The sequence below is a fragment of the Blastococcus sp. SYSU D00695 genome, from assembly GCF_054050555.1.
The window spans coordinates 67,969-89,536 of the sequence record NZ_JBJGZP010000014.1; the positions used below are offsets into that span (position 1 = coordinate 67,969).

Sequence of the window (21,568 nt, forward strand, 5' to 3'; positions counted from 1 at the left end):
CCCGGCGGCGGCCCCGCGGCCGGCTCAGGAGGGGCGCGCGGTGAGGGTCAGCAGCGTGGCCTCCGGCGGGCAGGCGAAGCGCACCGGCGCGTACGGGCTGGTGCCCAGGCCCGCGGACACGTGCAGCCACGTGCCGTTCGGGGAGCCGGGGGAGGGCTGCGCCCAGCGGTGCAGCCAGCGCACCCGCGCCCGGTCCAGGCCGCAGTTGGTGACCAGCGCGCCGAACCCGGGGACCCTCAGCTGCCCGCCGTGGGTGTGCCCGCACAGCAGCAGGTCGTAGCCGTCGGCGGCGAAGCGGTCCAGCACCCGCGGCTCGGGGGCGTGCACGACGCCGATGCGCAGGTCGGCCGAGCGATCGGCCGGCCCGGCGACGTCGTCGTAGCGGTCGCGCCGCAGGTGCGGGTCGTCGAGGCCGGCGAAGGAGATGCGCCGCCCGTCGACGGTCAGCTCGCCCTCCCGGTTCGTGAGGTCCAGCCAGCCGCGGCCGGTGAAGGCGTCGCGCATGTCCTGCCACGGCAGCGGGTCCCCGTGCACGCGCTTGTGCTTCTTCTTGAAGTACTTGAGCGGGTTCTTCGGCTTGGGCGCGTAGTAGTCGTTGGACGACGTCACGAACACGCCGGGCACGTCGAGCAGCCCGTCCAGCGCCCGCAGCGTCGGGGAGACGGCGTCGGGCCCGGCGAGGTTGTCCCCGGTGTCCACGACCAGGTGCGGGCGCAGCCCGGCCAGCCCGGCCAGCCACTCCTGCTTGGAGCGCTGCCCGGCGGTCATGTGGATGTCGGAGACGTGCAGCACCCGCAGCGGCGCCGAGCCCGGCGCGAGCACCGGGACGTCGAAGCGGCGCAGCGTCCAGCGCGTCCGCTCGTACAGGCCGGCGTAGCACAGGGTGGCCGCTCCGGAGGCGACTGCCGCGGCGGGGACGGCGGTGTACCAGCGCATGACCAGCCAGGGTACGGGCCGCTCCGCGGGGTGGCCGTGTCACGCTGGACGCGTGCCTGCCGAGCCCGGACCCGCCGCTGACCACCTCAAGGACCGCCTGCGCGCCGACCTCACGTCGGCGATGAAGGGCCGCGACGAGCTGCGGACCGCCACGCTGCGGATGGTGCTCGCCGCGGTGAGCGCGGAGGAGGTCGCGGGCAAGGAGGCCCGCGAGCTCTCCGACGACGAGGTGCAGGCCGTGCTGCGCCGCGAGGCCAAGAAGCGCCGGGAGGCGGCCGAGGCCTTCGCCGGTGCCGGCCGGCCGCAGCAGGCCGAGCGGGAGCGGGCCGAGGAGGGCGTGCTCGCCGGCTACCTGCCCGCGCAGCTCGAGGACGCCGACCTCGCGGCCCTGGTCGCCGACGTCGTCACCAGCACCGGCGCGACCGGGATGAAGGACATGGGCCGGGTCATGGGCGCGGCGGCCGCCGCGGTGGCCGGCCGTGCCGAGGGTTCGCGGGTGGCCGCGGAGGTCCGCCGCCAGCTCGGCTGACCGTCTCGTCGTCGTCCGGCGGGGTGAACCCTCACGTCATGGGGGCGGAAGTCCTTCCGGCGGCCGGGCCGGGGTGTCAGGGTGTCCGCCGCCCGTCGCACGACCCCGGAGGGACCTGTTGGAGCTGAACTGCGCGTTCGCCACGAGTGTGGCGACGCCCGATCACATCGCCTGCGCCGAGGAGCTGGGCTACGAGCGGGCCTGGTGCTACGACTCGCCCAGCATCTACGCCGACGTCTGGATGGCTCTCGCGCTCGCCGCGGTGCGGACCTCCCGGATCCGGATCGGGGTGGGCGTCGTGACGCCGCACGTCCGTCACGTCGTCGCCAACGCCACCGCTACGGCGCACCTGGCCACGCTGGCGCCCGGCCGGACCGACCTCGTCGTCGGGTCCGGGTTCACCAGCTCGGCACTGATCGGTCGCCGGTCCTCCCGGTGGGCCGACGTGGAGACCTACGTGCTGGCACTCCGGGCGCTGCTGCGCGGGGAGGCCGTCGAGTGGGACGGCTCGCTGGTGCAGCTGCTGCACTCGGCGTCCTCGGGGGTCACGGTGCCGGTCGAGGTCCCGGTCTGGGTCGCCGCGCACGGGCCGAAGGGCTACGCCGTGGCCGGCCGGGTCGCCGACGGGATGGTCACCAACCCGCTGCACGGTGACCAGCGGGTGCCCTTCGACGGCCCCTGCTCGATCACCTTCCAGGGCACGGTCCTGGACGACGGCGAGTCGCCGGACTCGCCGCGGGTACTGGCCGCCGCCGGTCCCGGCGCGGCCCTCAGCCTGCACATGGGCGAGCACGGGCCGCTGGCCGGGGACCCGCGCCTGACCGGGCACAGCGCCGAGCTGGCGGCCGTCCCTGCCGAGCGCCGGCACCTGGAGACCCACCGCGGTCACCTGATCGAGGCCAACGAGATCGACCGCCGGTACCTCGACGGCGACCTCGTCGTGCGGACGACGGTCACCGGCCGGCGCGACGAGGTGGCCCGCCGCCTCGAGGGCCTGCGCGACGCGGGTGCCACCGCGGTGCTGTACCAGCCGGCCGGCCCCGACATCCCCCGCGAGCTGCGCACCTTCGCCGAGGCCGCGCGCCTCGTGGGCTGAGTCCCCGCGCGCCGGGGGCCTCCCCCGGACCCCCTCCCCGAACCCCCGATCCAGGAGTCCCCATGAACGTCCGTCGTGTCGTCACCGGAAACGTCGAGGGCCGCGCCACCGTCGTGGCCGACGGCCGGCCGCCCCGCACCGACGAGATCACCGCCGTCCCCGGCTTCGTGTCCTCGCTCGTGTGGGCCACCGACCCCGACCGGCCCGCCACCTCCGAGGACCCGACCGCCGCGGTCACCACCTTCGTGCCGCCGCCCGGCGGCACGCGGGTCATCCACCTGACGCTGCCGCCGGACTCCGTCTACGGCTCTCCGGCCTTCGACCCGGCTGCGGCCGCCCAGCAGCAGCTGGCTGCCTCGCCGGGGCTGGCGGAGCTGTTCGAGCCCGACGCGCCCGGCTTCCACACCACGCCGACCGTCGACTACGGGGTCGTGCTCTCCGGGCGGGTCGCGCTGGAGCTCGACGACGGCGCCCTGACCGAGCTGGCCCCGGGCGACGTCGTGGTGCAGAACGGAACCCGGCACGCGTGGCGCAACCCCGGCGACGAGCCGGCCCACATGCTGTTCGTCCTCACCGGCCCCGTGGAGCGGTGACCCCGCGCGCCGGCCGGCCGGTCGCGCCGCCCACCCCGGCGGACGCCGACGCCGGCCTGCTCGCCCGGCTGGCCACCGTGATCGCGGCGCAGCCGGAGGAGGTCGCGCTCTCCGACGGCCGGCGGTCGGTCACCTTCGGCGAGGTCGCCGTCCTGGCCGCCCGCACCGCCCGTGCGGTGGCGCGGCTGGACCTGCGGCGGTGGTCGCCGGGGGTGCCCGACGACCGGGTCGACCCCGTCGCGGTGCTGGCCGCGCACCGGGTGGAGACGGTCGCCGCGGTGGTCGGCGTCATCGCCGCCGGTGCACCGGTCGTCGTCCTGGACCCGGCGCTGCCCGACGCGCGGCTGGCGCGTTACCTCGACCGGTCGGGCGCCCGTGCCGTCGTCCACGACGAGGAGCACGCCGACCGTGCCCGCGCGCTCACCGCGGGGACCGGCGGCGCCACGGCCGTCCCGCTGCCGGTCGGCGACGACGGGGACGTCGCGGCGGACGAGCGGGCGCGGCACGGGCAGCTGGTGCCGGCCGGCTCGGCGGCGCCGGACGTCCACGCCCCGGCCGCGCTCGTCTTCACCTCCGGCACGACCGGTCGGCCCAAGGGCGTCGTCTACGACCACCGCCTGTTCCCGCGGAGCGCGTACAACGTGTCCGTCCGCGACGGCACGTACGGCGCCGACGACGTCCTGGCCTGCGTGCTCCCGCTGGGCTTCTCCGCCGGGCTGGACCACACCCTCGCCGGTCTGCAGGTCGGGGCCCGCCAGCACATGCGCGACCTGCGCCGGGCCGGGACGGCGGACGTCGTCGCGTGGCTGGAGTCCACCGGTGTCACCGTGCTCAACACGACCCCCTCGATGGGCCGGGCGCTGGTGGCGGCCGTGCCGCCGGGGGAGCGGCTGTCCTCGCTGCGGGCGCTGACCCTGACCGGGGAGGCCATGCACCACAGCGACGCCGCGGCGCTGCGCGCGGTGCTCCCGGTGGACTGCGCGCTGAGCAACCGGTGGGGCGCCAGCGAGACCGGCCTGGCCACGGTCAACCCCCTCCACCCGCCCGCCGGGACCGGCGCCGCCACCGGCCAGCTCCCCGTCGGGTGGCCGGTCACCGGGGTCGAGCTGACCGTCGTGCCCGCCGAGGACGCGCCGGCCGCGGCGGAGGGGACGGGCACGGTCGCCGTGACCTCGGCCTACATCGCTCGGCGGTACTGGCGCGACCCGGAGAAGACGGCGGCGGCGTTCACCGAGCTCCCGGACGGGCGTCGGCGGTTCCTGAGCGCCGACGTCGGCCGCCTGGACGAGACCGGCTGCTTCCTGCTGCTGGGCCGCCGTGACCACAGCGTGAAGATCCGCGGGTACCTCGTCGAGCCGGGGGAGATCGAGGCGGCGCTGTACGCGCTGCCCGACATCCGGGAGTCCGTCGTCGTCGGGGACGAGTCGGGCGCGCGGACCCGGCTGGTCGCCTACGTGGTCTCGACCGCCGAGCGCCCGGCGGCCGCCACGGTGCGGGCGCAGCTGCGCGAGGTGCTGCCGGCCTGGATGGTCCCCGAGACGGTGGTCTTCCTCGACGCGCTGCCGCGCACCGAACGGGGCAAGGTCGACCGCGCCGCCCTCCCGCCGGCCCCGGTCCTGGTTCCCGGCGGGACCCCGCCGCGGACGGACTGGGAGGTGGTGGTCGCCGACCTCTGGGCGCGCGCCCTGCAGCTGCCGGAGGTGGGCGTCCACGACGACTTCTTCGAGCTCGGCGGGGACTCGTTGACCGCCGAGGAGCTGATGGCCATGGTCGTCGACGAGCTGGGCGTCGAGGAGCGTGCCGTCGACTCGCAGGCGCTGCTCGCCGCGGCGACCGTGGCCGAGTTCGCCGAGCGGCTGCGCCGTCCGCCTGCGCGGCGGCACCCGACCCTCGTGCGGGTCCGGGCCGGCGGCGGGGCGCCGCCGGTGTTCTGCTTCGCCGGAGGCGGGGGGCTCGGGCTGGCCTTCCTGCCCCTGGCGCGGCACCTGGACCCGGCGGTGCCCGTGTGGGGCCTCCAGGCGCGCGGGCTGGAGCACCGGGCGGTGCCGGACTGGTCGGTGCGGGCCTCCGCCCGCCGCTCGGTGCGGGCGCTGCGCACCGTCCAGCCGGTAGGTCCCTACACGCTCGTGGGGCACTCCTTCGGCGCCGTCCTGGCCCTGGAGGCCGCCCGCCAGCTCACGGCGGCCGGGGAGACGGTCTCCGCGCTGGTCCTCGTCGACGCCCTGCCGCCGGGCAGCCGGGAGGAGCTCCCCCCGCGCTCGGTGGTCGCGCGGCTGCGCGGACTGGCGGGCCTGGCGGCGACCGGTGTGGTGTCCCGGCGAGCGCGCCAGTACGGCCGGTTCCACCGCCAGGCGCAGGTGCTGACCGCGCGCTACCGCCCCGACCCCTGGCCGGGACGGGCGCTCGTGCTCGTGGCCGACGGCCCGGAGCAGGTGAGCCGGGCGGACTGGGGGCGGTTCCTCAGCGGGGAGTGGGAGGTGCGCACCGTGCCCGGTGACCACCACTCCGTGCTGCGCGACCCGCACGTCTCGTCCCTGGCGGCCGTGGTGACCGAGGTGCTGGCCGACCGCGCGATCGCCCACGGCTGACAGCCGGTGCGCCCGTCACCGGCCGGGTCACCCGGCCGGTGAGCGGCGCCCACCCGGTCAGGCCGGGGGCTGGCCGCCGCCGTTGTCGGGGTTGCCGTTCCCGGGCCCCGGGTTGCCTCCGGGCGCGGGGTCGCCTCCCGGCGCGGGGTCGCCTCCGGGCGCGGGGGGCGTGCCCGCGGGAGGCCCGGCCGGCGGCGGGGTGGTGCTGGGCGCGTCCTGCCGCGGCGCCGGGGTGTTGGTCGGCCGCGGGGGAGCGGGGGCGACGTAGCCCTGCCCGCGGGTGCCCGCCGCGACGGCCGGGTCCGGCGGCGGGAACGCCGCGTTCGGCTGGCCGGCCAGCACGGGGGTCATCGCCGCGGAGAAGATCTGCGCCGGCAGGCCACCGCCGTGCCCGCCGACGTCGGTCTGCTCCTTCGGGTTGTAGTACATGACGCTGACCGCGTACTGCGGGGTGATGCCGACGAACGTCGCGGAGTTGTTGTTCTGGATGGTCCCGGTCTTGCCCGCGATGTCGTGGCCGGGGACCCGGGCGCGGCGGCCGGTGCCGTCGTCGACGACGTTCAGCATCATGTTCGCCAGCGTGTTCGCCACGCCGGGGGAGATCGCGCCGGGGTTGCAGGAGTTACCGGTGACCAGCGGCTGGCCGTCGTCGCCGGTCAGGGGCTGGCCGGCGCGGTCGAGGACCTGGGCGACCGGCGTCGGGTCGCACTGGGTGCCGCCGGCGGCGATCGTCGAGTAGGCGCTGGCGATGTCGAGCGGGCTCGTCGCGACCGGCCCCAGCGTGAACGACCCGAGCTCGTTCTCGGCGACGTACCGGCCGAAGTCGTCGCACTCGTTCTGGCACTCGGCGAGGTTCTGCGGGTGGTCGAAGTGCATGCCCATCGCCTGGGCGGTCTCGACGGGGCCCTGCACGCTGCCGAGCGCGTCCTCCAGCGCCACGAAGTAGGTGTTGGAGGACGCCGTCAGCCCGGTGGTCATGTTGTACGTGGCGGCGTAGCCGGCGTTGTCGTTGCGGACGACGTACGGGGCGCCCCGGGTGCCGCCGTTCTTCTTGTAGACCCGCGACGTGTACGGCTGCGGCGCGTTGATCGTGTAGGTGGCCCCGTAGCCGGCCGACAGGGCGGCGGCGGCGGTGAACACCTTGTAGGTCGAGCCCGCACCCGCGCCGGCCGTCACGTTGAGGACGACGGACTCGCAGTCGGGGTCGCTGCAGCCGTAGCGCCGGTTGGTGGCCATCGCCAGCACGTGCCCGGTCCCGGGCTCGACGGCGGTGAGGATGCCGGCGAAGGGGTCGCCCATCGGCACGTTCTGCAGGACCGCCTGGTCGCTGGAGGCCTGCAGGTCCGGGCGCAGCGTCGTCTGGATGGTCAGCCCGCCGTTCTCCAGCGTGTCCTGGCTGATCCCCAGCGTGTTCGTCAGGTAGTCGAGCAGGTAGGCGCAGAAGAAGCCGCCGATCGAGGCGGAGATGCACCCGTTGGGCGGGTTCTGCCCCTGGACGACGGTGACCGGCGTGCCGGCGATCTCGTCGTGCTGCGCCTGGTCGATGTGCTCCAGCGCGAGCATGCGGTCGAGCACCTGGTCGCGGCGCACCTGCGCGTTCTGCGGGTTGTTGATCGGGTCGTCGTTGGTCGGGCTCTGCACCAGCCCGGCCAGCATCGCCGCCTGCGGGAGCGTCAGGTCGACGGCGTTCACGCTGAAGTACTTCTGCGCGGCGGCCTGGACGCCGTAGGCGCCGTTGCCGAAGTACACGATGTTCAGGTAGCGGGTGAGGATCTCGTCCTTGGAGTAGGTCTCCTCCAGGGCGAGCGCCAGGCGGGCCTCGCGCAGCTTGCGCGAGACCCCGGCGGTGCCGTCCTGCTCGATGGCCGCGGTGCGCTCCTCGGCGCTGCTCGCGGTCTCCAGCAGGGTCTGCTTGACCAGCTGCTGGGTGATCGTCGAGCCGCCCTCGCGGACCCGGCCCGCGGCCAGGTTGGTCACCAGCGCGCGCAGCGTGCCCTGCACGTCGAGCCCGTTGTGCTCGTAGAAGCGCGAGTCCTCGATGTCGACCAGCGCCTGCTTCATCACGTCGGCGATCTGGTCGCTGGTGACGACGGTGCGGTTGTGCTCGTAGAGCTCGGTGATCAGCTGACCGTCGGCGGCCAGCACGCGGCTGTTGCCGGCGGGCGTGGCGTCGGTCAGCTCGACCGGCAGGGCGTCGAGCAGGGACGCGGAGTTGCGGGCCGCCAGGCCGGTGCCGCCCACGAAGGGCAGCATCATGCCGGCGGTCAGGGCGCCGGCCAGGACGATGGCGCCCGCGAGCTTCGCCAGCACGACGGCACGCTTGGGGGCAGCTGTAGTCGACATCGCCGACGAATGTACGGTGCCGCGCCCCCGCGACGCCCGGATCAGGCGCGGCGCGCGGGCAGCACCCGTGTGCGGGGCACGCCGGTCGGCGTGTCGCCGTCCGGGCCGGTCAGCTCGGCGGCCATCACCCGCAGCCCGTCGAGGTCGTGGACGTCCCCGGCGGCGGCCGGGACCGCCCGGACCGCGACCTCCGGGTGGGCGCTGGTGAAGCGGTCGGCCAGCCGCTGCTCGCGGGCGGCCAGCTGCATCCGCTCGGCGTGCACCCGCAGCGCCCCGGCGGCCAGCTCCGCCCCGTCACCGCCGGCCTCGGCGACCTCCTCGGCCGCCGCCTCCGCGCGGGTGGCGCTCAGGGCGGTGCTCGCCGGCGGGTGGGTGCGGTTCAGCACGAGGCCCGCCAGGGGCATGCTCTCGGCCGACAGCCGGTCGACGAAGTAGGAGGCCTCGCGCAGGGCGTCGGGCTCGGGCGTGGCCACCACGACGAAGTACGTGCCCGGCCGGCGCAGCAGCTCGTACGTGGCGGTCGCGCGCTCGCGGAAGCCGCCGAACATCGTGTCCAGCGCGGCCACGAACGCGGAGATGTCGCGCAGCAGCTGACCGCCGAGGATCTTGCTGATGATCCGGCTGAACACCATGAAGCCCGCCCCGACCAGCCGCATCCCGGCCCGCCCACCGGCCCGCGCGGGGGCGGTCAGCAGCCGGATCATCGTGCCGTCGAGGAAGCGGCCCATCCGGTTGGGCGCGTCGAGGAAGTCCAGCGCGGACCGCGACGGCGGGGTGTCGACGACGATCAGGTCCCACTTCTCCGAGGCCCGCAGCTGCCCCAGCTTCTCCATCGCCATGTACTCCTGCGTGCCCGCGAAGGACGACGACAGCGACTGGTAGAAGGGGTTGGCCAGGATCTGCTCGGCCCGCTCGGGCGTCGAGTGCGCGGCGACGACGTCGTCGAACGTCCGCTTCATGTCCAGCATCATCGCGGAGAGCTCGCCCGCGGCCCCGGGGACGTCGACCCGCCGGGGCTCGTTGTCCAGCTCCTCCAGGCCCAGGGACTGCGCCAGCCGCCGGGCCGGGTCGATGGTGAGGACGACGACGGTGCGCCCCGCCTCCGCCGCGGCCAGCGCCAGGGCCGCCGACGTCGTCGTCTTCCCGACCCCGCCGGCCCCGCAGCACACCAGGATGCGGGTGGCGTCGTCGGCGATCAGCGCGGCGAGCTCCAGCGGCAGGGCCGCGCGCGCGCCCGCCTGCCGGGGTGGAGCGCTCACGCCGCCACCTCCGCCGCGGCCAGGTGCTCCTCGAGCCGCCCGGCGAGCTCGTACAGGCAGGACAGGTCCATCGGCCCGGTCAGCAGCGGCAGCTCCACCGTCGGCCGGCCCAGCGTCTCCACCTCGCCGCGCAGCGCGTCCTGCGCGGCCCACCGGCGGGCGTGCTCGACCGCCTCCCGGGCGAGGGCGTCGGCCAGCGCCGGCCCGTCGGGCAGGTGGGCGGCGGCCAGGGCCGGCGCCAGGTCGCCACCGGTCAGGCGGCCGGCGGCGGCGTCGGCCAGGCCGGCCCTCGGCAGCACCGGCTCGGTCGCCATGTTCACGATCACCGAGCCGACCGGCAGCCCGGCGGCGGTGAGGTCCGCGATCGCGTCGGCGGTCTCCTGCACCGGCATGTCCTCCAGCAGCGTCACCAGGTGCACCGCCGTCTGCGGGGACTTCAGCACCGCCATCACGCCGTCGCTCTGCGTCTTGATCGGCCCGGACCGCGCGAGGCCGGCCATCTCGCCGGTGACGCCGAGGAAGCGGGTGATCCGGCCGGTGGGCGGGGCGTCGACGACGACGGCGTCGTACACCCGGTGCCCGTCGCGGCGGCGGGTCACGGCCTCCTTGATCTTCCCGGTGAGCAGCACGTCGCGCAGGCCCGGCGCGATCGTCGTCGCGAAGTCGATCGCGCCCATCTTCCGCAGTGCCCGGCCCGCGCGACGGAGGTTGTAGAACATCTCGAGGTACTCGAGGAGGGCCTCCTCGACGTCGATCGCGAGCGCCTTGACCTCACCGCCGCCGCGCGCCACCGCGACCCGGCGCTCCTCGTAGGGCAGCGGCGGGGTGTCGAACAGCTGCGCGATCCCCTGCCGGCCCTCGGTCTCGACGAGCAGCACGTGCCGGCCGTCGGCGGCCAGGGCCAGGGCGAGGGCGGCGGCCACGGTCGTCTTGCCGGTCCCGCCCTTGCCGGACACCACGTGGCAGCGCACGGGGAAGGGATCGGTGGTCACCGGACCAGCGTAGGAGCGGACGGGGAGCGCTGCTCCCCGCGCCTCGGCGGCCGGGCGCTGCGCTAGCGTCGGCTCCCATGAGCGAACCGGCCCGCCAGCGGTGGGAGTACGCCACCATCCCCCTGCTGATCCACAACACCAAGGCGATCCTGGACTCGTGGGGGGTCGACGGCTGGGAGCTGGTCACCGTGCTGCCCGGGCCGGGCGGCGCCGAGCAGCTGGTCGCCTACCTCAAGCGCCCGGCGAGCTGAGCGCGCCGTGACCGCACCCCCGGCCCGGAGCTGGACCGCGCGGCTGACCGAGCTCGGCATCCGGCTGCCCCCGGTGGCCGCACCCGTCGCGTCCTACGTGCCGGCGGTCCGCTGCGGGCAGCTCGTCTTCACCTCCGGCCAGCTGCCGTTCGTCGAGGGGGGCCTGCGGCGTACCGGCAAGGTGGGCGGCTCCGTCGACGTCGAGGACGCCGCCCACGACGCCAAGGTGTGCGCCCTCAACGCGCTGGCCGCCGTCGACGACCTGGTCGGGCTCGACTCGGTGGTGCGCGTCGTCCGCGTGGTCGGCTACGTGGCCAGCGCCGAGGGCTTCACCGGCCAGCCGCGGGTCGTCAACGGCGCCAGCGAGCTGCTGGGGAAGGTCTTCGGCGAGGCGGGGCAGCACGCCCGCAGCGCCGTCGGCGTCGCCGAGCTCCCCCTGGGGGCGCCCGTCGAGGTCGAGCTCACCGTCGAGATCCGGTGACCGGCGCCGCGACGCCGCGCCAGGCCGCGACGGTCCTGCTGGTGCGCGACGGGAGCGCCGGCCTGGAGGTGTACCTGCTGCGGCGCACGCGGGGGATGCCCTTCGCCGGCGGGATGACCGCCTACCCCGGTGGCGGCGTCGACCCCCGGGACGGCGACGTCGACGTGGGCTGGGCCGGTCCGCCGCCGGCGGCGTGGGGCACCGCCCTGGGGTGCGACGAGCGCCTGGCCCGCGAGCTGGTCTGCGCCGCGGTGCGGGAGACGTTCGAGGAGGCCGGCGTCCTGCTCGCGGGGACCGCCGACGCCGTGGTGCCGGACGTGTCCGGCGACGACTGGGAGGACCAGCGGCAGGCGCTGCTGCGCCACGACCTGTCGCTGGCCGAGCTGCTCGCCTCGCGCGGGCTGGTGCTGCGGTCGGACCTGCTGCGGCCCTACGCCCACTGGGTCACCCCACCGGGCGAGCCGCGGCGCTACGACACCAAGTTCTTCGTCGCCGCGCTGCCGACGGGGCAGGAGGCCCGGCACGTCTCGGGCGAGGCCGACGAGGCGACGTGGATGACCCCGCCGGCGGCGCTGCACGAGGCGGCGACCGGGCTGCGGCCGATGCTCCCGCCCACGCAGCACACGCTGACCCAGCTGGAGCGCTACCCCGACGTCGCCGCCGTGCTGGCCGGTGCCCCGCCGGAGCCGCTGCACTCGATCATGCCGCACATGGAGCGGACGCCCGAGGGCATGTGGGCCGTCCTGCCCGACGGCACCCGCATCCGGCTGGTGGTGCCGCTCCCCTCGTGACGCTCCGCGTCACACCGCGGCCAGGTGCCGTCCCCGGGCTGCGCCGAGCCGCACGCGGCGTCCCGATCGGGGACCCTCCGGGGCCCCGCGATCGTCCGCCGAGCCGCGGCGGGGCGTCGTGGACGCGCGAGAGGCCGGGCACCCCACGGGTGCCCGGCCTCTCGTCTCGCGGCCCTAGCGGGCGCGGCGGCGCAGCCGGTCCTCGTCGAGGACGACGACGGACTTGCCCTGCAGCTGGATCCAGCCGCGGTGCACGAAGTCGGCCAGCGCCTTGTTGACCGTCTCGCGGGAGGCGCCGACCAGCTGGGCCAGCTCCTCCTGCGTGAGGTCGTGCTTGACGCGCAGGCCGTCGGTCTCCCGGCTGCCGAAGCGGTCGGCCATCTGCAGCAGCGCCTTGGCCACGCGGCCGGGGACGTCGGTGAAGATCAGGTCGGCGACCGAGTCGTTGGTGCGGCGCAGGCGACGGGCCAGGACCTGGAGCAGCTTCTCGCCGATCTCCGGGTGGCTGTCGATCCACGGCCGGAGCACCGACTGCGGCATGCGGGCCAGCTTGACGTCGGTCACCGCGGTCGCGGTCGCCGTCCGGGGCCCGGGGTCGAACACCGACAGCTCGCCGAACTGGTCGGACGGGCCCATCACGGCCAGCACGTTCTCGCGGCCGTCGGGGGAGCGCTTCGACAGCTTGATCTTCCCCGAGACGACGATGTAGAGGCTGTCGCCCGGCTCGCCCTCGTTGAACACGACCCGGCCGCGCGGCAGGGTGATCGTCTCCAGGCGGCTGATGACCGGCGTCACGGCCTCCTCCGACAGGCCCTGGAAGAGCCCGGACTGGGCCAGCACCTCGTCCACTACAAGTCCTCTCGACCGATCTCTCGGCACACACCGCGTTCCGCACCGGCACCGGCCGCGCGGGCAGTGGTCACCGATCTCGCAGCGAGTCTAGTGGTGCTGTGCGACCGGTCACCCGATCGGTGCCAGGGGCAGCACCCCCGACGGGTGAGCCGGGAGGGCTCAGACGAGCGGCGGTGTGGCGCGCTTCACCCGGCGACGGCGCCAGCGGCCCATGGCCCGGCGGACCCCCGAGTTGGTCAGCGTCTCGAGCTCACCGACCGAGGCGGTGTCGACGAAGTCGGCGACCTCCCGCCGGCCGGCGGGCCGGCGCAGCGGCTCCTCCACACGCTCCATGACCAGCAGGAAGGCGATCAGCAGCGGCGGGAACAGGATGACGACGAGGGCGACCACCGGTTCCTCCTCCTCCGGTCGACGGGGACCACTGCGCGGGCGTCGCGCGTCCCCGGTTACCCCTGGTTCGGGCCTCCATGCCCGGGGCGTGCCGCCGGCGATGCTCTCACGTCCGGGTCGTCGGTGCCGCCGCCTACCCTCGATCGCGTGTCCTCGCCGGCCTACGCACGTCCCGTCCCGCCCCGACCAGCGCCGGCCCGTCGGGCGGCGGCCCGCGGCGGCGAGCCGTTCGACCCGGAGGAGACACCGCTGGCGCGCACCCGCCGGGAGCGTCGGATGGCCCGCGAGCTCGCGGTGATCCACCCCGACGCGCACTGCGAGCTCGACTTCACCGACGCCTTCGAGCTGCTGGTCGCCACCGTCCTCTCCGCGCAGACCACGGACAAGACCGTCAACAAGGTCACCCCGCGGCTGTTCGCGCGCTACCCCGACGCGGTCGCGCTGGCCGGCGCGGACCGGGCCGAGCTGGAGGAGATCCTGAAGCCGACCGGCTTCTTCCGGGCCAAGGCCAACTCGGCGCTGGGCCTGGCGCAGGCCCTGGTCGAGCGGTTCGACGGGGAGGTCCCCGGCCGGATGGCCGACCTGGTGACGCTGCCCGGCGTGGGCCGCAAGACGGCGAACGTCGTCCTCGGCAACGCCTTCGGCGTGCCCGGGCTGACCGTCGACACGCACTTCGGCCGGCTGGTCCGGCGCTTCGGCTGGACGGCGGAGGAGGACCCGGTCAAGGTCGAGACCGAGATCGCCGAGCTCGTCCCCAAGCGCGAGTGGACGATGTTCAGCCACCGCGTGATCTTCCACGGGCGGCGGGTCTGCCACGCCAAGAAGGCCGCGTGCGGCGCCTGCGGCCTGGCCCGCTGGTGCCCGTCCTACGGCATCGGTCCCACCGACCCGGAGGTCGCCGTGACGCTCGTCAAGACACCCGCCGCCTCGGACACCGAGTGAGGCGGGCCCTCGCCGCGGTCACCCTGGCGGCCGCCGTCCTGACCGGGTGCACCTCCGGCGGCGACTCCGCCCCCGAGCCGTCGGCGTTCGAGGACACGGTCCTCGGCGCCTGCGCCGACCAGCCCGACCGGCCAGCGGCCGGCGACGAGACGATGCCCGACCTGCGGCTGGACTGCCCCGGCGGCGGCACTCTCGATCTCGGCCGGGCGCCGGGGGCCCCGACCGTGGTGAACCTGTGGGCGAGCTGGTGCACCCCCTGCCGGGAGGAGCTCCCGCTGGTGCAGGGGCTGGCCGACCGCGCCGGCACCGCACTGAACGTGGTGGGTGTCATCAGCAGGGACGGCGCCCCGCAGGCGGAGTCCTTCGCCGAGGACGCCGGTGCCACCTTCCCGTCCGCCTTCGACGGTGACGGCGAGCTCATGGCCCAGCTGGGCGCCTCCGCGCTGCCCTACACCTACTTCCTCGACGCCGACGGCGGCATCGCCTTCGTGAAGGTCGGGCCCGTCGACTCCGTGGACGAGTTCGCCGCCCTGGTCGCCGAGCACCTCGGGGTGCGGGTGTGACCACCGCGGACCTGCCGGAGTTCCTGCAGCGCCTGCTCGCCCGCGCCGACGAGCTCCCGCTGCGCCACCGCCGCGACCAGCGCACGGCCACCGCCCGCCGCTCCGCCGTCCTCGTGCTGTTCGGGGAGGGCCCGCACGGGCCCGACGTGCTCCTCATCGAGAAGTCCGCGCACCTGCGCACGCACGCCGGCCAGCCGGCCTTCCCCGGCGGCGGTGCCGACCCCGGCGACGACTACCCCGTCGGCACCGCCCTGCGGGAGGCGCAGGAGGAGGCCGGCGTGGACCCGGCCGGGGTGCGGGTGCTGGGCACCCTGCCGGAGCTGTTCCTCGGCCCGTCGGACAACCTCGTCGTCCCGGTCGTGGCGTGGTGGGAGGAGCCCTCGGAGGTGCTCGTCGGGGACCCGCAGGAGGTGGCCCGCGTGGCGCGGGTGCCGCTGGCCGACCTCGTCGACCCGGCCAACCGCTACCGGCTCAGCCACCCCGCCGGCTACATCGGCCCGGCCTTCGCCGTCGCCGACATGGAGGTGTGGGGCTTCACCGCGGGCGTGCTGGACGCCGTCCTCGAGGCGGCCGGGCTGGCGCGGCCGTGGGACGTGCGCGACGTGCGCCCCATCGACCTGGAGCGGACCCGGCCCGGCCGGGTGCCCGGCTCGGTCGACGCCGGCGGCACGGAGGACGCCGCCGCGCCGACGGTCGCCGAACAGGCGCCGGGCGCAGCTGCGGCGCGTACGGTTCGCGGGCGATGAGCGGCAGCGACACCACCGTCCCCCTCCCCGGCCGCGCGGCCCGGCCCCGCGTGCGGACCGCCGCGATCGCCCTCGGGGTGGTCCTGTCCCTGGCCGCCTGCGGCGGGGGCGACGGCGGGAGCGACGGGGACGGCGGGAGCGGGTCGTCCTCGGCCGCCGGTCCCGCCCTCGGGACGGTGACGACGGCGCCCGACGGCGTCCAGGAGGTCACCATCGAGACCCCCGAGGACTTCGTGTTCGAGCCCGACGGCTTCACGGTCGCGCCGGGCCGGGTCCGGGTCACCGTGCGCAACTCCGCCGCGCAGATGGTGCACAACTTCCGCTTCACGCCCGGCACGGGTCCGGCCACGATCGACGCCGGCATCGACCTGCTGCAGCCGGGGGAGGAGGAGACCGTCGAGTTCGAGGTCTCGACCCCCGGTGACTACCCCTTCGAGTGCAGCTTCCACGTGCAGCTGGGGCAGGTCGGCACGATGACGGTCGCGGGGTGACCTGAGGCCGTGTCCCTCGTCGACGTCGTCGTCATCGTCCTGGCGCTGGCCTTCGCCTTCTCCGGGTTCCGGCAGGGCCTGCTGGTGTCGGCGGCGTCGTTCCTGGGGTTCTTCGGTGGCGCGGTCGTGGGCGCGCAGCTGTCCGGCGCGGTCGCCGACAGCGTCGACGCCTCACCGGTGGCGCGGGTGTTCGCCGCGCTGGTCGTCGTCCTCGCGGGTGCCCTGCTCGGGCAGCTGCTCGCCGGCGCGATCGGCCGGGCGGTCCGCAGCCGGGTCACCTGGGAGCCGGCCAAGGTCGTGGACTCGGTGGCCGGCGCGGCGCTGTCGGCGGTCGCGGTGCTGCTCGTGGCCTGGATGGTCGCCACCCCGCTGGCCACCGCGCCGTTCCCGGAGGTGGCCAGCCAGGTCCGCCAGTCGGCGCTCGTGCGGGCGGTGGACGCCAGCGTCCCCGACGGCGTCCGCGCGGTGTACGACCAGCTGCGCGAGGCGATCGAGCGGCGCGGCCTGCCCGACGTCCTGGACCCGCTCACCCCGACCGAGGTGCGCGAGGTGCCCGCGCCGGACCCGGCGCTGCGCGACAGCCCGGTGGTCGCCGGCGTGCAGGGGTCGGTCGTGCAGATCCGCGGGGTCGCCGCCTCCTGCTCCCGCCAGATCGACGGCTCCGGGTTCGTCTACGCCCCCGGCCGGGTGATGACGAACGCGCACGTGCTCGCGGGCGTCAGCGGGCCGGTGGTCACCGCCGAGGGCGAGGAGTACGAGGCGACGCCGGTCTACGTCGACCCGGAGATCGACGTCGCCGTCCTCGACGTGCCGGGGCTGCCACAGGTGCCGCTGACCTTCGCGGCCGAGCCCGTCGACGTCGGCGCCGACGCGATCATCATGGGCTACCCGGGCGGTGGCGGGCTGTTCGTCGGGCCGGCGCGGGTGCGCGACCGCGGCGAGATCAGCGGCCCCGACTTCCGCGACCAGCAGACCGTCCAGCGCGACGTCTACGCGCTCTACGGCGAGGTCCGGGCGGGCAACTCCGGCGGCCCGCTGTTCGACAGCCAGGGGCACGTGCTCGGCGTGGTCTTCGCCTCGGCCATCACCGACCCGACCACCGGCTACGCGCTCACCACCGAGCAGGTCGCGGCCGCCGCCCAGGCCGGGCGCACCGCGACCGCCGCCGTCGACACCGGCCCCTGCGAATGAAGGACCACCCTTCCCCCCACGCCTCGCGAGCTCGGCGCGGGCCCCTGAAGGGTGGCCGTTCCAGCGCGCAGGTCTAGCTCTTCGTCCACTCGACGATCGCGGCGGTCACCTCGGCAGGGAGCTCCTCCTGCGGGAAGTGGCCGATGCCGGGCAGCGACCGCAGCTCGTAGGCGCCGGCCACGTAGCGGCCCGAGCCGGCCGCGGTGGCCGGCAGCACGCAGGTGTCGGCGTCGCCGTGCAGCTGCAGCGTCGGGGCCGTGATCGGCGCCGACATCCGCCGCGCGTAGCGCAGCCCGTCGGGGCGCAGCTGCGAGCGGCCGGCCCAGCGGAGGTACTCCATCGACCCGTACGCGGCCTGCGGGATGCGCGCGGCCGACCGGTACCGGTCCACGGCCTCGGCGAAGTCGGCGGTCTGCGTCCACGCCGGCCCCGACCAGGAGCGCATCAGGTGCGCGACCGGGTCGTCGTCGGTCCGGGTGAGCCGCCGCTCGGGCAGCCGCGGCAGCTGCGCGCCGAGGAAGTAGCGGAAGGCCCGCCGCTGCGCCGCGTCCGCCATGCCGGCCCGCAGCCGGCGCGGGTGGGCCATGGACAGGACGACGAGCCGCCGCACGCTGCGCGGGTGCAGCGCCGCGACGGTCCAGGCCACGAGGGCCCCCCAGTCGTGGCCGACCAGCACGGCGTCGCGCTCGCCGAGGGCGCGGACCAGCGCGGCGACGTCCGCGGCCGCCGTGGGCAGGTCGTAGCCGCGCGGGGGCTTGTCGCTGGCGCCGTAGCCGCGCAGGTCCGGGGCGACGGCGTGCAGCCCGGCGTCGGCCAGGGCCGGCAGCTGGGCGCGCCAGGCCCACCAGAACTGCGGGAAACCGTGCAGCAGCACCACCAGCGGGCCCGAGCCCGCCTCGGCCACGTGCAGCCGCACGCCGTTGGCCGACAGGTCCCGGTGCGACCACGGCCCCGGCAGCAGCACGCTGGTGGCGTCGGGCGGCTCCTCGGCGGGAGTCGTCACCGGGGCGCCGGGGCTCAGACCAGGTAGCTGTCGGGACCGCGCTTGGTCACCTGGCCGCCCGGAGCGACGACCGGCAGGTCGCGGCGGCGCTGGCCGGGGGCCTCGCGGTGCATGACGTCGGGCAGCTCGCGCAGCGACTCCAGCGTGCGCTCGGGCTTGTCGATCCGCTTGACGAAGCGGCGGCCGACGACCGCGGTGACGCCGGCGAAGACGACGAGGATCCCGAACACGACCAGGAACGCCGCCCACCGCCACAGCCAGACGTCGAGCAGCTCGGCGAGGAAGAAGAAGAAGTAGATGCCGGCGAACACCAGCAGGACCGCGGCGGCGCCGAACGCCGCCCCGCCGATGGCGGCCTTCTTCGCCGACTTCCCGATCTCGGACTTGGCCAGCTCGATCTCGCTGCGGACCAGCGTCGAGACGTCGGCCATCGCGCTCTGCACGAGCGTGCCGATCGAGGGCTCCTCGGCGCCGGTGGGCCGTGCCCCGGGGTGGGGCGTGGATGCGCTGTGGGCCACGAGTGGCTCCTCCTCGGTCGGGCGGCGGCCCTCGGCCGCCGCGTTCTCTCCCGGTGATCGTGCCGGATGCCCGTCGCGCGCGCGTCCCGGTGTCCCCCCACGGGGGTGCGAGGCAGGGGAGGCGATCCCCCCGTCCCGGGCTCCAGGACCGGGGGGATCGCCTCCCATGCCTCGAGGAGGGCGGTCCTGCCTCAGTCCTCGGAGGCCGAGGACGCGGGCAGGTTCTCCTTGATCAGGTTCATCACCGAGGAGTCGGTCAGCGTGGTGACGTCGCCCAGCTCCCGGTTCTCGGCCACGTCGCGCAGCAGGCGACGCATGATCTTGCCCGACCGGGTCTTGGGCAGCTCCTGCACCACCATGATCTGCCGCGGCTTGGCGATCGGGCCGATGTCGCGCCCGACGTGGTTGCGCAGCGTCTGCACCAGCTCGTCGCCGGAGTCGGTGCCGCTCTCGCGGAGGATGACGAACGCGACGATGCCCTGGCCCGTGGTCGGGTCGCTGGCGCCCACGACCGCCGCCTCGGCGACCGCGGGGTGCCCGACCAGCGAGGACTCGACCTCGGTGGTGGAGATGCGGTGGCCCGACACGTTCATGACGTCGTCCACCCGGCCGAGCAGCCAGATGTCGCCGTCGGCGTCCTTCTTCGCGCCGTCCCCGGCGAAGTAGACCTCCTTGCCGAACCGCGACCAGTAGGTGTCGACGTACCGGTCGTCGTCGCCCCAGATGGTGCGCAGCATCGACGGCCACGGGGCGGTGAGCACCAACAGGCCGGTGGAGTCGTCGCCGAGCTCGTTGCCCTCGTCGTCGACGACCTTCGCGCTGATCCCGGGGAACGGCGTCTGCGCCGAGCCGGGCTTGAGGTCGGTGACGCCCGGCAGCGGCGTGATCATGTGCGCGCCGGTCTCGGTCTGCCACCAGGTGTCCACGATCGGGCAGCGGCCGCCGCCGATGTGCTCGTGGTACCAGAGCCACGCCTCGGGGTTGATCGGCTCGCCGACCGACCCGAGCACCCGCAGCGAGGTGAGGTCGAAGCCGGCGGGGATGTCCTCGCCCCACTTCATGAAGGTCCGGATCACCGTCGGCGCCGTGTAGAGGATCGTGACCCGGTACTTCTCGATGAGCTCGAACCAGCGGCCGCGGTGCGGCGTCTCCGGCGTCCCCTCGTACATGACGCTGGTGGCCCGGTTGGCCAGCGGGCCGTAGACGATGTAGCTGTGGCCGGTCACCCAGCCGACGTCGGCCGCCGTCCAGTAGACGTCGCTGTCGGCCTTCAGGTCGAACGTCGCCCAGTGCGTGTAGGCGACCTGGGTGAGGTAGCCGCCGGAGGTGTGCAGGATCCCCTTGGGCTTCGCCGTCGTGCCCGAGGTGTACATGATGTAGAGCGGGTGCTCGGCGTCGAAGGCCTCGGGCGTGTGCTGGTCGGACTGCCGGTCGACGACGTCGTGCCACCACAGGTCGCGGCCCTCGGCCCACTCGACGTCCTGCTCGGTGCGGCGGACGACGAGCACGTTGCGCACGGCCGGGCTGCGGCCCACGGCGTCGTCCACGGCGGGCTTGAGCGCGCTGGGGGCGCCGCGGCGGTAGCCGCCGTCGGCGGTGATCACCAGCACCGCGCCGGAGTCGTCGAGGCGGCTGGCCAGCGCGTCGGCGGAGAAGCCGCCGAACACCACCATGTGGACGGCGCCGATGCGGGCGCAGGCGAGCATCGCGATGACCGTCTCGGGGATCATCGGCATGTAGATGGCGACCCGGTCACCCGCGTTCACCCCCAGCTCCACCAGCGCGTTGGCGGCCTTGCAGACCTCGCGGGTGAGCTCGGCGTAGGTGATCGTGCGGGTGTCGCCCGGCTCGCCCTCCCAGTGGTAGGCGACCTGGTCGCCGTGGCCGGCCTCGACGTGGCGGTCCAGGCAGTTGTAGGCGACGTTGAGCTTCCCGCCGACGAACCACTTCGCGAAGGGCGGGTTGCTCCAGTCGAGCACCTCGTCCCACTCCTGCGCCCAGCTCAGCCGCTGCGCCTGGGTGGCCCAGAACGCCAGCCGGTCGCGCTCGGCCTCGGCGTACACGTCCGGCCCCACGTTGGCCTGCGCGGCCAGTGCTGCGGGCACCGGGAACCGGCGGCCCTCCACCTCGGTCGACTCGCTCATCGGTCCCTCCCTCGAAGGACCCCGCTGCCCCCGCGCGCTCGGCACGGGCCTCGGCAGCGAGGCCGACGGACTGCTCCGGGCACACCGTATGGCGCTGCGGCCCCCGCGGCGACGGTGCTGCAACGTGCTGCAGCGGTCCCCGCCAGACTGGGGCGGTGACGGACGGCGGTCAGGCGGCGGTGGCGGCGCGGGTCCCCGGGGCCGGCGCCCTCGGGCTGGTCGCCCCGCCGGTCGGGACGGTCGTCCCCGGGCCGCTGCTCGCCGACGCCGCGTGGACGGCGGAGCGGGTCGACGAGCTGGGGCTGCGGTACCGCGGCGGCGACCGGCGGGTGCTGGCCACGGTGTGGTGGTACTCCCTGTCGGCCGTGCTGGTGACCCCGGCGCTGGCCGGGCTGGTCACCGGCGTCCCGCTGTCGGCCCGGTTGCCGGACCTGGCGGTGACGCTGCTCGCCGGCGGCACCCCCGTGGCCGCGGTGTCGGCCGGGCGGGGCGGGGACGTGGCGGCGGACCTGCGGGAGACGCTCGGCGCGGTCGTCGGCGCGGTCGCGACCGCGGAGGGCCTGCGCCCGGCGCCGCTGTGGGCGGTCGCGACCGACTCGATCGCCAACCGGCTGCTCGCGCTCGGCCGGGCGCGGGGCGACGTGCCGGCGGCGACGGCGCTCGCCGGGCCGCTGGCGGCCGCGGTCGGCCCGCCGCTGCCCGCCCCGCGATACGTCGACGTCGGGCCGCGGGCGGTGCGGTTCACCCGCCGCGCGTCCTGCTGCCTGCTGTACCGGCTGCCGGGCGAGGCGACGTGCACCTCCTGCCCGCGGCGGACGCCGTTCGAGCGGCAGGTGCTGCTGGAGGACACGGCCGAGCGGATCCCCTGA

At 75.5% G+C, this 21,568-nt stretch carries 22 protein-coding genes; 13 read left to right on the forward strand and 9 right to left on the reverse strand.

What is annotated here, in order from left to right; translation table 11 throughout:
- Positions 1 to 24: 24 nt before the first annotated feature.
- Positions 25 to 936: a metallophosphoesterase gene (locus ACI781_RS11365; protein WP_456566206.1), complete on the reverse strand. Its 912-nt coding sequence runs from the start codon at positions 934 to 936 to the stop codon at positions 25 to 27.
- Between the two features lie 52 nt (positions 937 to 988).
- Between ACI781_RS11365 and ACI781_RS11370 the strand changes: the two genes are divergently transcribed.
- The 4 genes from ACI781_RS11370 (at position 989) to ACI781_RS11385 (ending at position 5,742) form a co-directional block, all read left to right on the forward strand.
- Positions 989 to 1,465, forward strand: coding sequence for a GatB/YqeY domain-containing protein (locus tag ACI781_RS11370; RefSeq protein WP_456566207.1), 477 nt, complete (start codon positions 989 to 991; stop codon positions 1,463 to 1,465).
- Between the two features lie 148 nt (positions 1,466 to 1,613).
- A complete protein-coding gene (locus tag ACI781_RS11375) occupies positions 1,614 to 2,561 on the forward strand; it encodes an LLM class flavin-dependent oxidoreductase (protein ID WP_456566208.1) in 948 nt (315 codons plus the stop codon).
- Positions 2,562 to 2,623: 62 nt separating this feature from the next.
- Positions 2,624 to 3,154 (forward strand): cupin domain-containing protein, encoded by a 531-nt coding sequence (locus ACI781_RS11380; RefSeq protein WP_456566209.1) that lies wholly within the window; start codon positions 2,624 to 2,626, stop codon positions 3,152 to 3,154.
- Entirely contained in the window at positions 3,151 to 5,742 is a 2,592-nt protein-coding gene (locus ACI781_RS11385; RefSeq protein WP_456566210.1) for an alpha/beta fold hydrolase, read from the forward strand. The genes ACI781_RS11380 and ACI781_RS11385 overlap by 4 nt, the downstream gene beginning before the upstream one ends.
- Before the next feature lie 57 nt (positions 5,743 to 5,799).
- Here the strand turns inward: ACI781_RS11385 and ACI781_RS11390 are convergent, their stop codons facing one another.
- Genes ACI781_RS11390 through ACI781_RS11400 form a run of 3 tightly spaced genes read right to left on the reverse strand, consistent with a single transcriptional unit; the run spans position 5,800 to position 10,336 of the window.
- Positions 5,800 to 8,085 carry a transglycosylase domain-containing protein gene (locus tag ACI781_RS11390; protein ID WP_456566211.1) on the reverse strand — a complete coding sequence of 762 codons (2,286 nt, stop codon included), beginning with the start codon at positions 8,083 to 8,085 and terminating at the stop codon, positions 5,800 to 5,802.
- Positions 8,086 to 8,126: 41 nt separating this feature from the next.
- Complete coding sequence (locus ACI781_RS11395; protein ID WP_456566212.1) at positions 8,127 to 9,344, reverse strand: ArsA family ATPase; 1,218 nt, start codon at positions 9,342 to 9,344, stop codon at positions 8,127 to 8,129.
- Positions 9,341 to 10,336 carry an ArsA-related P-loop ATPase gene (locus ACI781_RS11400; RefSeq protein WP_456566213.1) on the reverse strand — a complete coding sequence of 332 codons (996 nt, stop codon included), beginning with the start codon at positions 10,334 to 10,336 and terminating at the stop codon, positions 9,341 to 9,343. The genes ACI781_RS11395 and ACI781_RS11400 overlap by 4 nt, the downstream gene beginning before the upstream one ends.
- Before the next feature lie 77 nt (positions 10,337 to 10,413).
- Between ACI781_RS11400 and ACI781_RS11405 the strand changes: the two genes are divergently transcribed.
- From ACI781_RS11405 to ACI781_RS11415, 3 genes are read left to right on the forward strand one after another with little or no spacing between them, the layout of a single operon-like run.
- Positions 10,414 to 10,587, forward strand: a complete 174-nt coding sequence (locus ACI781_RS11405; protein ID WP_456566214.1) for a hypothetical protein — start codon at positions 10,414 to 10,416, stop codon at positions 10,585 to 10,587.
- Between the two features lie 7 nt (positions 10,588 to 10,594).
- Positions 10,595 to 11,068, forward strand: coding sequence for a RidA family protein (locus ACI781_RS11410; RefSeq protein WP_456566215.1), 474 nt, complete (start codon positions 10,595 to 10,597; stop codon positions 11,066 to 11,068).
- A complete protein-coding gene (locus ACI781_RS11415; RefSeq protein ID WP_456566216.1) occupies positions 11,065 to 11,859 on the forward strand; it encodes an NUDIX hydrolase in 795 nt (264 codons plus the stop codon). The genes ACI781_RS11410 and ACI781_RS11415 overlap by 4 nt, the downstream gene beginning before the upstream one ends.
- Positions 11,860 to 12,033: 174 nt before the next feature.
- On the opposite strand, the gene ACI781_RS11420 is transcribed toward ACI781_RS11415, so the two are convergent.
- On the reverse strand, positions 12,034 to 12,708 hold the full coding sequence (locus tag ACI781_RS11420) for a Crp/Fnr family transcriptional regulator (RefSeq protein ID WP_456566217.1): 675 nt from the start codon (positions 12,706 to 12,708) through the stop codon (positions 12,034 to 12,036).
- 162 nt (positions 12,709 to 12,870) lie between these two features.
- Positions 12,871 to 13,101 carry a hypothetical protein gene (locus tag ACI781_RS11425; protein WP_456566218.1) on the reverse strand — a complete coding sequence of 77 codons (231 nt, stop codon included), beginning with the start codon at positions 13,099 to 13,101 and terminating at the stop codon, positions 12,871 to 12,873.
- Positions 13,102 to 13,248: 147 nt separating this feature from the next.
- Between ACI781_RS11425 and nth the strand changes: the two genes are divergently transcribed.
- Genes nth through ACI781_RS11450 form a run of 5 tightly spaced genes read left to right on the forward strand, consistent with a single transcriptional unit; the run spans position 13,249 to position 17,034 of the window.
- Positions 13,249 to 14,043, forward strand: coding sequence for an endonuclease III (gene nth / locus ACI781_RS11430; RefSeq protein ID WP_456566219.1), 795 nt, complete (start codon positions 13,249 to 13,251; stop codon positions 14,041 to 14,043).
- Positions 14,040 to 14,606: a TlpA family protein disulfide reductase gene (locus ACI781_RS11435; RefSeq protein WP_456566220.1), complete on the forward strand. Its 567-nt coding sequence runs from the start codon at positions 14,040 to 14,042 to the stop codon at positions 14,604 to 14,606. Before nth ends, ACI781_RS11435 begins: the two co-directional genes overlap by 4 nt.
- Positions 14,603 to 15,352, forward strand: a complete 750-nt coding sequence (locus tag ACI781_RS11440; RefSeq protein WP_456566221.1) for an NUDIX hydrolase — start codon at positions 14,603 to 14,605, stop codon at positions 15,350 to 15,352. The genes ACI781_RS11435 and ACI781_RS11440 overlap by 4 nt, the downstream gene beginning before the upstream one ends.
- Positions 15,349 to 15,843 carry a plastocyanin/azurin family copper-binding protein gene (locus ACI781_RS11445; protein WP_456566222.1) on the forward strand — a complete coding sequence of 165 codons (495 nt, stop codon included), beginning with the start codon at positions 15,349 to 15,351 and terminating at the stop codon, positions 15,841 to 15,843. The genes ACI781_RS11440 and ACI781_RS11445 overlap by 4 nt, the downstream gene beginning before the upstream one ends.
- Before the next feature lie 9 nt (positions 15,844 to 15,852).
- Positions 15,853 to 17,034 (forward strand): MarP family serine protease, encoded by a 1,182-nt coding sequence (locus ACI781_RS11450; protein WP_456566223.1) that lies wholly within the window; start codon positions 15,853 to 15,855, stop codon positions 17,032 to 17,034.
- Between the two features lie 73 nt (positions 17,035 to 17,107).
- On the opposite strand, the gene ACI781_RS11455 is transcribed toward ACI781_RS11450, so the two are convergent.
- From ACI781_RS11455 to acs, 3 genes are all read right to left on the reverse strand, one after another.
- Entirely contained in the window at positions 17,108 to 18,037 is a 930-nt protein-coding gene (locus tag ACI781_RS11455) for an alpha/beta fold hydrolase (protein ID WP_456566224.1), read from the reverse strand.
- A gap of 14 nt (positions 18,038 to 18,051) precedes the next feature.
- A complete protein-coding gene (locus ACI781_RS11460; RefSeq protein WP_456566225.1) occupies positions 18,052 to 18,555 on the reverse strand; it encodes a phage holin family protein in 504 nt (167 codons plus the stop codon).
- A gap of 191 nt (positions 18,556 to 18,746) precedes the next feature.
- Complete coding sequence (gene acs, locus ACI781_RS11465) at positions 18,747 to 20,699, reverse strand: acetate--CoA ligase (protein ID WP_456566226.1); 1,953 nt, start codon at positions 20,697 to 20,699, stop codon at positions 18,747 to 18,749.
- Between the two features lie 155 nt (positions 20,700 to 20,854).
- On the opposite strand from acs, the gene ACI781_RS11470 reads away from it, so the two are divergent.
- A complete protein-coding gene (locus ACI781_RS11470; RefSeq protein WP_456566227.1) occupies positions 20,855 to 21,568 on the forward strand; it encodes a (2Fe-2S)-binding protein in 714 nt (237 codons plus the stop codon).

What these genes read in the sequence shown, in the direction of transcription:
- ACI781_RS11365 (WP_456566206.1), bottom strand. Translation starts at nt 936, where the DNA reads ATGCGCTGGTACACCGCCGTCCCCGCCGCGGCAGTCGCCTCCGGAGCG.
- ACI781_RS11380 (WP_456566209.1), top strand. Translation starts at nt 2,624, where the DNA reads ATGAACGTCCGTCGTGTCGTCACCGGAAACGTCGAGGGCCGCGCCACC.
- ACI781_RS11390 (WP_456566211.1), bottom strand. Translation starts at nt 8,085, where the DNA reads ATGTCGACTACAGCTGCCCCCAAGCGTGCCGTCGTGCTGGCGAAGCTC.
- ACI781_RS11405 (WP_456566214.1), top strand. Translation starts at nt 10,414, where the DNA reads ATGAGCGAACCGGCCCGCCAGCGGTGGGAGTACGCCACCATCCCCCTG.
- ACI781_RS11445 (WP_456566222.1), top strand. Translation starts at nt 15,349, where the DNA reads ATGAGCGGCAGCGACACCACCGTCCCCCTCCCCGGCCGCGCGGCCCGG.
- acs (WP_456566226.1), bottom strand. Translation starts at nt 20,699, where the DNA reads ATGAGCGAGTCGACCGAGGTGGAGGGCCGCCGGTTCCCGGTGCCCGCA.